Origin of the sequence: Leptothoe sp. EHU-05/26/07-4, from assembly GCF_043421015.1 — a bacterium.
Classification (GTDB): Bacteria; Cyanobacteriota; Cyanobacteriia; order Phormidesmidales; family Phormidesmidaceae; genus Leptothoe; species Leptothoe turfae.
In genome coordinates this window covers 365,359-378,101 of sequence record NZ_JAXSQV010000003.1, presented here as the reverse complement: position 1 = coordinate 378,101, position 12,743 = coordinate 365,359, and the positions used below count along the sequence as shown (strand labels likewise).

General features: G+C 44.8%; 9 protein-coding genes. 4 read left to right on the top strand and 5 right to left on the bottom strand.

Annotated elements, in window-relative coordinates; genetic code table 11:
* Window positions 1–491: 491 nt before the first annotated feature.
* A complete protein-coding gene (locus tag U2F10_RS09420) occupies window positions 492–3,236 on the top strand; it encodes a cation-transporting P-type ATPase (RefSeq protein ID WP_499871836.1) in 2,745 nt (914 codons plus the stop codon).
* 224 nt (window positions 3,237–3,460) lie between these two features.
* Window positions 3,461–4,297 (top strand): hypothetical protein, encoded by an 837-nt coding sequence (locus U2F10_RS09415; protein ID WP_499871834.1) that lies wholly within the window; start codon window positions 3,461–3,463, stop codon window positions 4,295–4,297.
* A 129-nt stretch (window positions 4,298–4,426) separates the two neighbouring features.
* On the opposite strand, the gene U2F10_RS09410 is transcribed toward U2F10_RS09415, so the two are convergent.
* The 3 genes from U2F10_RS09410 to U2F10_RS09400 form a co-directional block, all read right to left on the bottom strand.
* Window positions 4,427–5,587 carry a methyltransferase domain-containing protein gene (locus U2F10_RS09410; protein ID WP_499871832.1) on the bottom strand — a complete coding sequence of 387 codons (1,161 nt, stop codon included), beginning with the start codon at window positions 5,585–5,587 and terminating at the stop codon, window positions 4,427–4,429.
* A 134-nt stretch (window positions 5,588–5,721) separates the two neighbouring features.
* Window positions 5,722–6,324: a competence protein ComJ gene (gene comJ, locus U2F10_RS09405; RefSeq protein WP_499871831.1), complete on the bottom strand. Its 603-nt coding sequence runs from the start codon at window positions 6,322–6,324 to the stop codon at window positions 5,722–5,724.
* A 285-nt stretch (window positions 6,325–6,609) separates the two neighbouring features.
* The gene (locus U2F10_RS09400) at window positions 6,610–7,743 is read right to left on the bottom strand and encodes a saccharopine dehydrogenase NADP-binding domain-containing protein (RefSeq protein ID WP_499871829.1); all 1,134 of its coding nucleotides are present in this window, start codon (window positions 7,741–7,743) and stop codon (window positions 6,610–6,612) included.
* A 375-nt stretch (window positions 7,744–8,118) separates the two neighbouring features.
* Here U2F10_RS09400 and U2F10_RS09395 point away from each other — a divergent pair, with 375 nt between their 5' ends.
* A complete protein-coding gene (locus U2F10_RS09395) occupies window positions 8,119–9,540 on the top strand; it encodes an NAD(P)/FAD-dependent oxidoreductase (protein ID WP_499871827.1) in 1,422 nt (473 codons plus the stop codon).
* Between the two features lie 401 nt (window positions 9,541–9,941).
* On the opposite strand, the gene U2F10_RS09390 is transcribed toward U2F10_RS09395, so the two are convergent.
* Window positions 9,942–10,298, bottom strand: a complete 357-nt coding sequence (locus U2F10_RS09390; protein ID WP_250564923.1) for an urease accessory protein UreE — start codon at window positions 10,296–10,298, stop codon at window positions 9,942–9,944.
* Between the two features lie 239 nt (window positions 10,299–10,537).
* Between U2F10_RS09390 and U2F10_RS09385 the strand changes: the two genes are divergently transcribed.
* Window positions 10,538–10,951: an ArsR/SmtB family transcription factor gene (locus U2F10_RS09385; protein ID WP_250564922.1), complete on the top strand. Its 414-nt coding sequence runs from the start codon at window positions 10,538–10,540 to the stop codon at window positions 10,949–10,951.
* A gap of 101 nt (window positions 10,952–11,052) precedes the next feature.
* Here the strand turns inward: U2F10_RS09385 and abc-f are convergent, their stop codons facing one another.
* Complete coding sequence (abc-f, locus tag U2F10_RS09380; RefSeq protein WP_499871826.1) at window positions 11,053–12,660, bottom strand: ribosomal protection-like ABC-F family protein; 1,608 nt, start codon at window positions 12,658–12,660, stop codon at window positions 11,053–11,055.
* Between the last annotated feature and the right edge of the window lie 83 nt (window positions 12,661–12,743).

Genomic DNA, 12,743 nt, shown 5'->3' with positions numbered 1-12,743 from the left:
CAATAAGTATGAGGACGATGCCTGTCCAAGTGTTAATGCGTATCGTGCGTCGGGGTGATTGGAAACTATTATGAGATATCGAGACAGTTGTTTATACCCGTCATCCGTCAGTTTATTCTAAAGTACACAACAGAAACCACATTTGTTCAGCGCTAGTGATGAACTTTTGTCAATGCATAACTCCTATATTTAAATTAATCTTAATAGACTTGAGTGTATCAAAGACTAAAGACTATAGATTTTTATCTATAACAACATGTTGTTGTCATTAAAAAACTCTAATGCAGATGCTAATCAATCACACATCCATTAGCAAGCTATTAAGCCTAAAAATCCCTATTATTACGATGTACATCTTCTATGTGTGATCGTAAACATCAAGATTCTGTTTTGCTAGCATCAACCATGCGGGTGTAGGCAGATGAGAGTATCCTTATTTTGCCTTGTTAGCATCAGCTCATAGAGAATCTTCGGGTAAATCTTTAAACGTTATGGTGCAATCTCAGCTGAAATCTCGTTCCAGTCATGAACTTTCTGTTCATGAGGCCATCAAGCGATTGGATAGTGACCTGACTCAGGGGTTGACAGCAGAAGAGGTTGCCAGGCGCTACGAGATTTATGGTTGGAATGAGCTGCCTGTTAAACCAGGAAAACCGGCCTGGTTGAGATTTCTCCTACAGTTTCATCAACCACTCCTCTATATTCTGTTGATTGCAGGCGCAGTTAAAGCATCTTTAGGGTCTTGGACTAACGCCGCCGTTATTTGGGGCGTAACCGTCCTTAATGCCATCATTGGCTATATTCAAGAAGCTAAAGCAGAAGGGGCAATTGCCTCCTTGGCAAAGGCTGTGACCACAGAAGCAACGGTTATCCGAGAGGGGCAAATGTTGCAAGTGCCATCTCAGGATTTGGTGCCCGGAGACATCGTTTTGCTGACATCAGGAGATAAAGTTCCGGCAGACTTAAGATTGCTCAAGACGCGTAATCTACAGGTGGATGAGTCAGCTCTCACAGGGGAGTCTGTCCCCGTGAGCAAAGCTATTCAGCCGTTAGGGGATAATACACTGTTGGCAGAACGGATAAATATGGCCTACGCTGGCAGTTTTGTTACCTTTGGTCAGGGTACAGGCATTGTTGTTGCCACAGCAGATGCGACCGAGGTTGGCAAAATTTCCCAATCCATGGAGCAGCGGGTCAACCTGAGTACGCCCCTAACGCGAAAATTTGCAAAATTTAGTCGTCTGTTGCTCTATGGCATTTTGACCCTGGCAACCCTGACGTTTGCCATTGGTCTGGGGCAAGGAGAGTCCTGGGAATATATGTTTGAAGCGGCGGTGGCCCTAGCGGTGAGTGCGATTCCGGAGGGCTTGCCCGCAGTAGTAACCATTACCCTGGCCATTGGTGTAAACCGCATGGCTCGCCGTCATGCCATTATCCGTAAGCTGCCCGCTGTTGAAGCCCTGGGTGGAGCAACGGTGATTTGTTCTGATAAGACCGGCACGCTGACAGAAAATCAGATGACGGTCCAGTCAATTTATGCTGGTAAGTTTTATCAGGTGACTGGCACAGGCTACAGTCCCAAGGGGGACATTACCATAGAGACTGATCACGGTACGGTCAGCCCATTTGAGACTGGCGTGCCAGTTGCCTTAGAAAGCTGTCTCACGGCTGGTGTGCTTTGTAATGATGCACGTTTACAGCAAATGAAAGATGACACCTGGTCAGTGGTGGGGGATCCCACTGAGGGGGCATTGGTCACAGCTGCAGCTAAAGCCGAATTGAGTCAATCTGGGTTAGCGGCCATAAAACCTCGGTTAGATTCAATTCCGTTTGAGTCTCAGTATCAGTACATGGCAACGCTACACGATGCCCATCCCCGAGTCATTTATGTCAAAGGCTCAGTCGAGGCTATTCTTGCTCGCTGTTCCTACATGATGGATGCCTATGGCAACAGGATTCAGCTGTCATTATCCGAAATTGAGCAAGCGGTAGATTCCATGGCAGAACATGGATTACGGGTGTTGGCATTTGCTCAAAAAGAGGTGGGTGAACATCACCATGCCATCGATCATGACGACATCGATACAGGGTTAGTTTTTCTAGGGTTACAGGGCATGATTGATCCGCCCCGACCAGAGGCGATTGCAGCTATTCATGCCTGCCGCTCCGCTGGCATTCAGGTCAAGATGATCACTGGCGATCATATTGCCACGGCCCGTGTGATTGCTCAACGCATGGGTATTCAGAAATCTAAGCAGGTGATTGCCTATGAGGGGCAACAACTGGCTGCCATGGACGATGGCCAGCTGACCCAAGCGGTTGATGACGGTGATGTTTTTGCGAGGGTTGCGCCCACTCAAAAATTGCGGCTGGTGGAAGCGCTACAGCGTAAGGGGGAAATCATCGCTATGACGGGTGATGGTGTCAATGATGCCCCAGCGTTAAAGCAAGCGGATATTGGCACTGCCATGGGCAAGGGAGGTACAGAAGTGGCCCGAGAAGCCGCTGATATGTTGCTGACTGACGACAATTTTGCCTCAATTGAAGCGGCTGTGGAAGAAGGTCGCACGGTTTATCAAAACCTGAGAAAAGCGATCGCATTTCTCCTACCCGTCAATGGCGGTGAATCCATGACTATTTTGATTAGTGCCTTACTGGCCAGGGATTTACCTATTCTTTCGCTTCAGGTGCTGTGGCTGAATATGATCAATTCCCTCACCATGACCGTGCCCCTGGCCTTTGAGCCAAAGTCTAACGGGTTGATGCAGCAACCGCCTCGCAATCCCAAGGAACCGTTGCTAACCAAAAAATTATTACGACGAATTTTAACTGTTTCGTTGTTTAATTGGATTTTAATTTTTGGTATTTTTGAGTGGGCAAAAGCAACGACGGGTGATATCGCGGTGGCCCGAACAATGGCGATTCAATCTTTAGTTGCCGCTCGGATTATCTATCTATTGAGCATTAGCCAACTGGGGGTGAGTCTGTTCAACTACATTAGTCGTCGCTCTAATTCGGTAACCAGTGCACCGATCTTGCTCGTAGGCATTATTGGAGCTGTTGCACTACAGCTTGTCTTTAGCCAGGTGCCCCTAATGAATATACTCTTCGAAACAGCACCGTTAACCTGGAACCAGTGGCTCATTTGTTTGTTACCCATGATTCCTATGATTCCTGTTGCTATCTTGAGCAACGTCATTGACCCACACCATAGCAAAGCTATCAATCATCGATGACTCCTCCGCACCCATAGCTAAGGCACTTGCGCTTAAATAGTCACCCCATTACCCCATCACTCATCCACCCATCGACAGCCCCAACCTGGGTCTTTATTTTTGTTCAGCCCCTTAAGGACTATTAATGGCGTTAATGGCCTCACAGGTTTCTCAGATTATTTAATTAAGTTGAGCATTAGGCAGCATCTGGTAGCTGTCTATGCTCATATCTGAGAGGGATTGCCATGGGTAAGCATACACATAAGATTACGTTACCTATCAGGTATCCCCTCAAGCTTGCCTACATCCTCTCCCTGATCATTGCGCTGGTGGTGGCAATAACCTCCATCACGGGCGTACTCTACGGTACGGTTGTCTATCCAACCGATGACCTGTTTCAGGCATTTATGCCCAATGATGTGGTTAATCTTTGTCTCGGTATACCGATATTACTGGGCTCAATGTGGCTTACCCGACAGGGCCAGTTGGTCGGTCTATTATTTTGGCCAGGTGCGATTTTCTTCGTACTTTACAACTATATTGCGTATATTTTTGCGCTTCCTTTCAAGATCATATTCCTGCCCTGTTTGATATTGGTTGTGTTGAGCGCTGGTACGCTGGGCTACCTGGTTGCAAGTATTGATGGACCAACTGTTAAACAACAGCTGGTCGGCGTTGTGCCGGAAAGGGTCAGTGGCTCTACCTTAGTGGGTTTTGGGTTGTTGTTTTTCCTGCGAGTGATTGGGGTTATGGTAAATGCTCTCGTTAGCCAAACTCCAATTGCTACAGCAGAATTTTCAGTGTTAATCGCTGATTTTATTATTACTCCAGCTTGGATTATCGGTGGTATTTCGCTGTGGCGGCGTCAAACGCTGGGCTATATGACAGGACTGGGACTGCTCTTCCAGGCAAGTCTGCTATTCATTGCCTTGCTTATGGTGATGTGCTTGCAGCCTCTCTTAACAACAGCTTCTTTGAATGTGGCTGATATTGTCGTTGTCGCCACCATGGGTACAGTTTGCTTTATTCCCTTTATTCTTTTTACCCGTGGTATTATCTCACGTCATTACTCACAGATTTAGACCCTTTGTTTACAAGTACAGCAATAATAACGCACACAAGTATGCCCTTCCTTCCTTCCTTATGCCTGCTGTTGTTCTTTTTCTCTGGAAAGTATGTCCTTTAGCCAGTGCAATCGATAATTCCCCCCTTTACCGTATACTGATTACCTGATCGAAAAAAGATCGTCTTATCAAAGAAACGTAATTATTATTTCTGTTTTTCTGAGATATTGGGACAAAAGAAATATTATAGTCACCCATGGAAGGCATTTTCATGCTCTTCCATTCCCTATAAATGCTTTTCAATGCATTGTATAAACCCATGTCCCCAGACAAGAAAGTGCATTTATTGCTTGGACTGATAAAAACAATTCCGCTGGAATTATCGTATAGACCGTATCCAGGTGGTTTACATTTAAAAAATGCGCGCAAGTCTTTTATTGATAAAAAATAGTAAAAATCTTTGGGGAAAGAAGCCCATACCAACGATTTTGATGAGTGGAGCTCTTCTAGGTCATCAAACAGAGGGAGCCTTTCCATCTGCGTAAGTACCGGTTGTATGTCTGGGCGACAAGGCCAAATCTTTACTTTACTATCAACGGTATCAATAGGCATAAAGCCTGAAATACCCACTATTGATCCGGTTATCAGGTTTTCTTCACTCTTGTTGACTTTAAGCAAAGGTGTCCACCCTGCATGGTGAAGCGGGAATAGGATTAGCCCTACTGTATCAAGCTGATCTATCCAGTAGGGGGATAAATCCATGCAACCAACAGTTGCTATAATCCTATCGTACGGGGCTTTTGGTGAGAATCCCTTCAAACCGTCGCCGCACACTACTCCTATCTCTGAATATCCAGCTTTTTTCAATAGCCGATGGGTTTGCTCAACTACATCAGCCTGGATATCCAGAGAGGTTACAAGACTTTGAGCACCTACTATCTCAGCCAATAAAGCAGCGTTGTATCCTGTTCCTAAACCAATTTCTAAGATATTTAACCCTGGTCGTAGCTCAAGCTCCTCTAGCATTCGGGCCATCAGTGATGGTTCAGATGATGAGCTTGATGCGGCAGTTTGCTTAAAACGAGTAACAAGAGAGCTATCAGAGTAAATAGTTCTCCATATCTCCTGCTCCATTTTGTCGCTTACAATGACTAGTTCTTGCTTGTTAGCCCTAGAAAGTTGAAAGCTCTCTAGCAATAAATGCCTTTGAACAGATCGAAATGCGGCTTCGATAGCTATAGTTTTTATAGCACCTTTAGTAATCAAGTCTTCGATTAGACCTTCGACGTAACTTGAGATTGAAGTCATTTCTATCCAAGTATTGGGTGGGTTTGAACTGATTTAACATACTTGATGAATGTTGCCTCGGTTTAATGCCGAATAAATACAACCGTTGGTAGTGAGGTGAGATTATCTCAGTCAACTACCTAATAAAGTTTGTCCTATAGTAAATTATCAAACATAATTAAGGTTTCAGGAACCAAAGACTCAAGAGAAATCAATCCCTTTTCAACTTGTTTGCGAAATTCCCTAGGAATATGCCAGGGTGTAAATCGCAAGAGTTTTGGCTCTACTCTTTCAGCAGTTGGGGTAAATGTCAGTGTGCACAGCTCAGGTGGTTCTAAAAAGTCTTTATCTGCTTGCTGCGGTCTAAAGTTGGAATACTTCTCAGTTGTAAAGATTTCATCTTTGGTTAATAGCCTGAGTTCAAATAAGAGTTGGTATTGTCCAGTGGGTATATCTAGTCTAGTGACATCGAAATTTCCAGTTATTTCAATATAGCCATCCCCAGGTACGGTAAAAGGAACAAGAATAGCCCGAGTGGTCTCAGGCTGTATCTCTAACTTCTGGGAATGGTAAACCGTCAGCCAGCTGTCACCATTGGCAAGGTCAAAGGTCACACAATTTGGGTACCAGGCAAACCCTTGAACATCCCGTGCATGATAGCCTTCGTTTGGCATATCACCATAAGGACCTGATGGATGAACCACCATAACATGTCTGGTATGTGCTGCATAAAAAAACTTATCCTCAATTAGTTGCATGATGCAGTGACTCTATATGTAGGTCCTATCATTGCCAATGCCATTAATGACAATGATACTACTCATTACTCTGAGAAGTGAGCAGTAATTGTCTTGCTACAGGTTCGGGTGACAAAGCACCAACTCAATTAATTGTTCTTTAAGTTTATAAAACAGAATCGCTATCACACTACAGGTTGTTGGTGACCTGCCACCTCAACAAATGAAGTGGCCGCTTAATCAAGTAAACAACATAGACATAAAGCGCTGAGCAACGTTTACCTGGTCGTCAATAGCAAGAATATATTAATTGCTCAAGTCAGTATCTCTATAGCTGATGCATATTTGCAGCCTGGTGTTCATCTTTTCCATATCATTCAATAATCTACCAGGGTCCACAAGGTGTCCCATCATCCAGAGGCCTGTTTTACGGATCGAACCGTCAAGATATTGATGCAAACAGGCAATTACTGGAATTACCGTAAACTCATAGGCACTGTCATGTTCAGAAATAATATCAATTTGTTGAAGGTGTCCGTCCTTTTTGCCTTCAGCTTTTAGCAAAAAAACAACGCCCTCTGTGGGATGGGAAAATGTATTAATTCCAAAGGCTAGTATCTTTGCCCAAACCCCCCGAAGAAACCCTTTCTTGATCTGTTGTGAAAGCATGATCAGTGGAAAGATCAGGTAGTCTGTAAACCAATTAAATCCTGTTGTATAAATCCCCGTTTCCTGTAACCCTAGACTTTCTGGCAAAGATTTGATTTCCACCATATCGATGGGCATGCTACTGCGCACACCAAACTCAGGCCCATAATCAATATTGATAGCGTCTTGATAGGTGCCAATTTTCCATTGACCATTTTGATAAATTTCAGGTCGATAATCGGCTACCATATCTACTAACTCATAGAGAGACTCAGAATTGTCAAGCCGAGTATTCATCACAAAAGCGACGATCGCTTTGTCATACTGATCAAAATAGTCAGCCCCATGGCGAATAACGGTGGCTGGTAGTCCAGGATGAAAGCCCGCCTGGGTAATAAAGCAGCATCCAGCCGTCGTTATCTGGTGTTGCAGAGTTTCTAATATGGGATATACAGTTTGTTGAAAGTAGATATCTAAATAGTCAGTATGGGTTGCAATGGCTGCTTCTGCGATCTGCTTTGCCCATGGTGTGGTAGTAGCAGCCACCAACAGAAGATCAATATCATGGAGAGCGCTATGCAGACTCGCTACATCAGATGCATCGACATAGCGAGCCGCAATTCGTTGGGGTGAAAATTCTTTTTTTAATTGATTGACAAATTCTGTGGCTTTTTTGAGCCTCCTACCTGCAACGATAATGTTGACGTGGGTTTCTTGGAGGAGATGGCGACAAAACAGTTTTCCTGTTCTTCCATATCCTCCCAGAATTAATATGGTTAGATTATTTTTCATGATCGGCCTCAGTCCCAAGCCCAGGACCTATGCTAACCATCCTACTTTGGCTACTTGCATACGGCACAGTCAAACCGTATCTAGCAGCTTTTTATTTATCTCAAGTATTTCAATAGATGGGCTGAATTCGGCTAACAACAAAGCTTATATGTATCACAAAAGCTAGCTATTTATTGCATCAAGCTATGTTTTCAATAAGTGCAAGCTTTTTTTTAACTTTTCTATTATTATGAGCATATAACTAATCAGTAATTAAGGTCAGAACTTCTTTACCCTGTAGTATCTCGTCCCTTGCTCAGTGAATTCGTGCGGTGGTTGAGGGCAAGCTGTGCAGTTAGTTGAGCCAACTTTGAAGATAGAGGATTGAATTTAGCTATGGCAAATGTTGTTGTCATTGGGGCAGGTCTAGCTGGACTGCCTGCAGCCTATGAGTTACGTCACTTACTTCCCCACAAACATACAGTGACGTTAATCTCTAATGAGCCTAAGTTTACGTTTATCCCAGGCCTGATTCCGGTCGCCCTAAACTTGAAGCCGCTAGAGCATGTTCAGCTTGATCTTGCTCGTTTAGCAAAACGTCATCGCTTAAATTGGGTGCCTGGTAAGGTGACAGATCTTAATCCGCAAACGCAGACTGTTACCGTCGAAGACAACCTTGTTGTTCCGTATGACTACCTTGCGATCGCAACCGGGTCGTCCCTGGCCTTTGATCAAATTCCTGGGCTAGGTCCCCATGATGGCTATACCCAGTCTGTGTGTACTCCAGATCATGCTATGGGCGCACGTCAGGCCTGGCTTGATTTTCTCAAAGATCCTGGCCCCCTGGTGGTTGGAGCCGCACCTGGTGCAGGCTGTTTTGGCCCAGCCTATGAGTTTGCCCTCATGGCTGACCATGAATTGCGTCGTCATGGATTACGGGAACAAGTCTCCATCACCTATGTCACGCCAGAGCCATACGTCGGACATTTAGGGGTCTCTAATGTGAAACATGCCAGAGAGTTGACAGCAGACCTGATGCAAAAACGTGGCATTGACTGTCTTGAGAATACTGCCATCACAGCCGTAGATAACAGGCACATAACCGTGGCCAGCGGTCGTCAGCTACCTTTCAAATACGCCATGGTTTTACCGGCTTTTTACGGGTCTAATTTCATTAAAACGGTGCCGGGTCTGGGCGATGAAAAAGGCTTTATTCCCATCTTGCCAACCCAGCGCCATCCTGACTTTCCCTCGATCTATGCGGCGGGGGTCAGTGTTAAATTACGGCAGCCCGATCAAACCCAAATACCCATTGGATTACCCAAAAGTGGTCAAATGGCAGAAGCTATGGCGACAGCCGTAGCCCACAATATTGCCGTTGACCTTGGCGCTATTCAATCTTCCCACCAGGTTCCTACCTTAGAAGCTCTCTGCTTTGCTGAATTTGGCGATACTGGCATTGCCTATATTGCTGCCCCCGTCCTACCTGATCCTAAGACTGGTAAACGAAAATATTCCTATGCTGTACGTGGCCCCTGGATCGTCTGGGTCAAGGCTGCATTCGAAGCCTATTTTATGGCCAAAATCCGTACTGGAACGGGTATGCCCTGGTTTGAGAGGCTAGGCCTACGCGGACTATTTGGGCTCAAAATGCTTAAGCCTCTTCCAATCGCTTCTACACCTGATTTAGGAGAAGAGATTCATGCTCGTCGCAGTTTCCAGCATCATACTCCTCAACAACATACTGACTCAGATGTTGTTGAGGAGTGTAGTGATAATCTGCATCATCACGTGTCATCCAACAATCGTCTCGGTTGAGACACCTCCGTTGGCCAAAAAGGTTGTGATGATCAAACAGCACATCTATCAATGATAGAAATATAAGCGATCGCTCCTGCGATCGCTTATATTCACCTAGGGGTTGTTAAAAATTAAGCTCGTGGTTTTAGCTAGGGAAATAGCTTGAGCGACTGGTTGGGTGTGAAAGATGTTGCTTGGGGTCCATCCGAGTTCCCTTTCCGGAAGTAATCCAGTTATCTCAACTAGGCCAACTGGGCTTCCCCATGGTTAGGGCCGAAACGCCCCCCTAAAAACCAACGTATCGATTTCTGCGGAAGATTTAGAGTGTGAAACTCAAATCATGAGGTTATTGCTTAACGGATCCTTATTATTGAGTTAAGTCTTGAATAATTATTGAGTTAAGCCTTGAATAGCTTAGGTTACTGTAAATCAGCGATCAATTTAGACAGACGTGTCATGATTGCCGAGATATCATCAGGTGTTGCATTCTCCATTCCCATTGCGATCAGAAAAATGCCTAGTTGAACAGCATCCTCTAGTTCAAGGATCATTCCTAGTTCTTTAGTCTCTTCTAAAACTGCAGCCAGGCGGCTGGGCTGATTTACATCAAAGTCCACATGTACCGTTGAGGGGCTTTCCTGCTCATGCCCTGGAATTTTTTCGAGTCGAGAGATTTTATTTGCATTAACGGTCACACTGGTGACATTGCTAATGACTGTGATATCACCAGTCTTAAGGGGCTGAACAAGTAGTTGTTTGGCATTCATTTGAGTCATGACCTTGGATTACTACTGTTTAGAGAAGGCTTTATTGATTAGCTGATTATATCACTGTCTAGTTATATTTTAGACAAAGGGTACACTTCGTTATCAAAGTCATGAGTTCATTAGTTCGTACGCTTCTTCAAAAGTAAAGTTTTGTGTTTAAAGTGCACTATTAAAAGTGAGTTGAATCAATTGTTAACTACTATCTGGCAATATAATGGAATAACCTGTCTAGATTCACCCCTCCTTCGATGCCAAAAAAAGCAGCTCTTTCTAAGAAAAACTTGTCTAATGTCGCTCAATTAGCCGATTGTGGAGTGGCTAAACTGTCGCCTGCAGCACTGGGTTTAATGGCGGATTTCTTTAAGATGTTATCTGAATCTAGTCGACTACAAATCGTGTGTGCTTTAAAGGCCGAGCCTAAGAATGTTACCGAGATTATTGCAATTACCGGTTTAGGGCAAGCCAATGTCTCTAAGCACCTGAAAATGTTGGCTCAGGCTGGGATTGTTTCCCGTCAGGCTCGGGGAGTTTGTGCCTACTATCAAATTTCAAATCCATTTATCTTTGAACTTTGTGAACTGGTTTGTGATGCGCTTTCAATTCAAATTGATCATCAAAACGAACAGTTCGAAGCACTGGGTGTAATGTTGCAAGATGTTTGAACCCGATGGGGTTTGAGCCTGTGGCTGATGGTTATTTAAGGAACTGGCAAAGCTGGAAACCTCTTCTACTCAAAAAAACAAGCCTTGACAGGCTACCGGTTTTATGCAGTTAAGCTACTGCGGTAATGGGCTTTTTCCTTGGGAAGATATGCGGTTTGTTGTAAGGTCCTGGCTTTGAGTTGAAAAGAGCGGTTGATACGAATGCGGCTTAAAAAGTCTAAATCATGGGAGATCACCCAAAGGGCACTGTGGTAATTATTGAGGGCCGTTACCATCTGATCGACGGTAGTTATGTCTAAGTTGTTAGTGGGTTCATCTAGAATCAGCAGGTCAAGTTCTGAAATTGTCAGCATTGCGATCGCAAGCCTCGCCAATTCCCCGCCACTTAGCACTGAGGCCATCTTATGGGCATCATCATTAAAAAATAGAAAATGCCCCAGCTGTTGTCGCAGCAGCTGATAGGTCAGTGTGGGATTGGCCCGTTGCATATTTTGCAAAACGGTTTGAGTGCGATCAACTAGATCGTAGGTTTGGTCTAAATAGACTGTGCGCATATTGGCTAAATGAATATTGCCGCCTTGCAAATGGGCTGGGGTGTCTCTGACATCTAGGATGGCTTTGATGAGGCTGGATTTCCCTGAACCGTTGGGGCCAGCAATGGCAATGCGATCGCAACTGCTGACCTGTAGCTCAATCGCTTGGAGTAATAATTGCTCTCCGACCCAAAGATCAGCTTTCTGGATATCAATTAGATTCCTATGTTTATGGCCATTTTCCTCTAGCTGAATACTCGTTGTCTTATGGGTTTTAATTTTGGTGGTGGCTACTTTTTGAGTCGCTGCAGTGACTGCCTTGTCATGTTTCTCTTTCAGTTTGCCTGCAGCCACTTCAGCCTTACGCTTTAAGTTGCCAGCAACAATGCGAGGCATGTTGCCATTGAGGGCTTGTCGCCGCCCATTGCGATGAGACTGACTAGCCCGTTTTTGCTCCCTGATGGCAGTGGCCTTAGCCCGTTTTAGTTCCTTCCGTGCCGTCTCATGGCTCCTGATCTTGGCTGTTTCTTCCAGCTGTTTTTGTTCTCGATAGTACGAAAAGTTCCCTCCGTAAACGTGCAGACCTGTCGCCGTTAGCTCCCATGTGGTTTTAGCTACTTGGTCTAGAAATGATGGTTTGTGGGAGACAACGACAAGTGCCCCTTGATACTGGTCAAGGACCCGAACCAGCTCTTCTAAGGCCAGGTAATCGAGATGATTAGTGGGTTCATCTAGCAAGAGTAGATCGGGCGATTGGGCCAGACCCATGGCTAAAAATAGCTTGGTGAGTTCTCCGCCGCTCAGACTTTGCATAGATAGAGATAAATCCAGATTTGTGCTGAAAGCAGTTGCCAGCAGCTGTTCAATTTCCCACCATTCATCAGAAATGGTATTGAGAAAGTCAAAAACAGACTCTGATCGCAGTGACGCTCTAATTGTGTTGAGCTGTGGCAGATAGTAGATGGCACCATGGGTACTCACGGTGCCTTGAGTAGGCCGAAGTTGACCCCCTAAAATCCTCAGCAGGGTTGATTTTCCGATACCGTTAGGACCGACTAGAGCAATGCGATCGCCCAGCGTGATACTCAGAGAAATCCCTTGAAACAATGTTCGTGTGGATTCTATTGCGTAGCCTAAGCTCTCCGCAATGACATAGGGCCTTTGAGGGTTAGACATCCCTTAGCTCCTTGCTAATGCATTACTGAATCTTTGTAAAAGACTGAATCTTTGTAAAAGACTTAATTTTGAAAAGACTGATA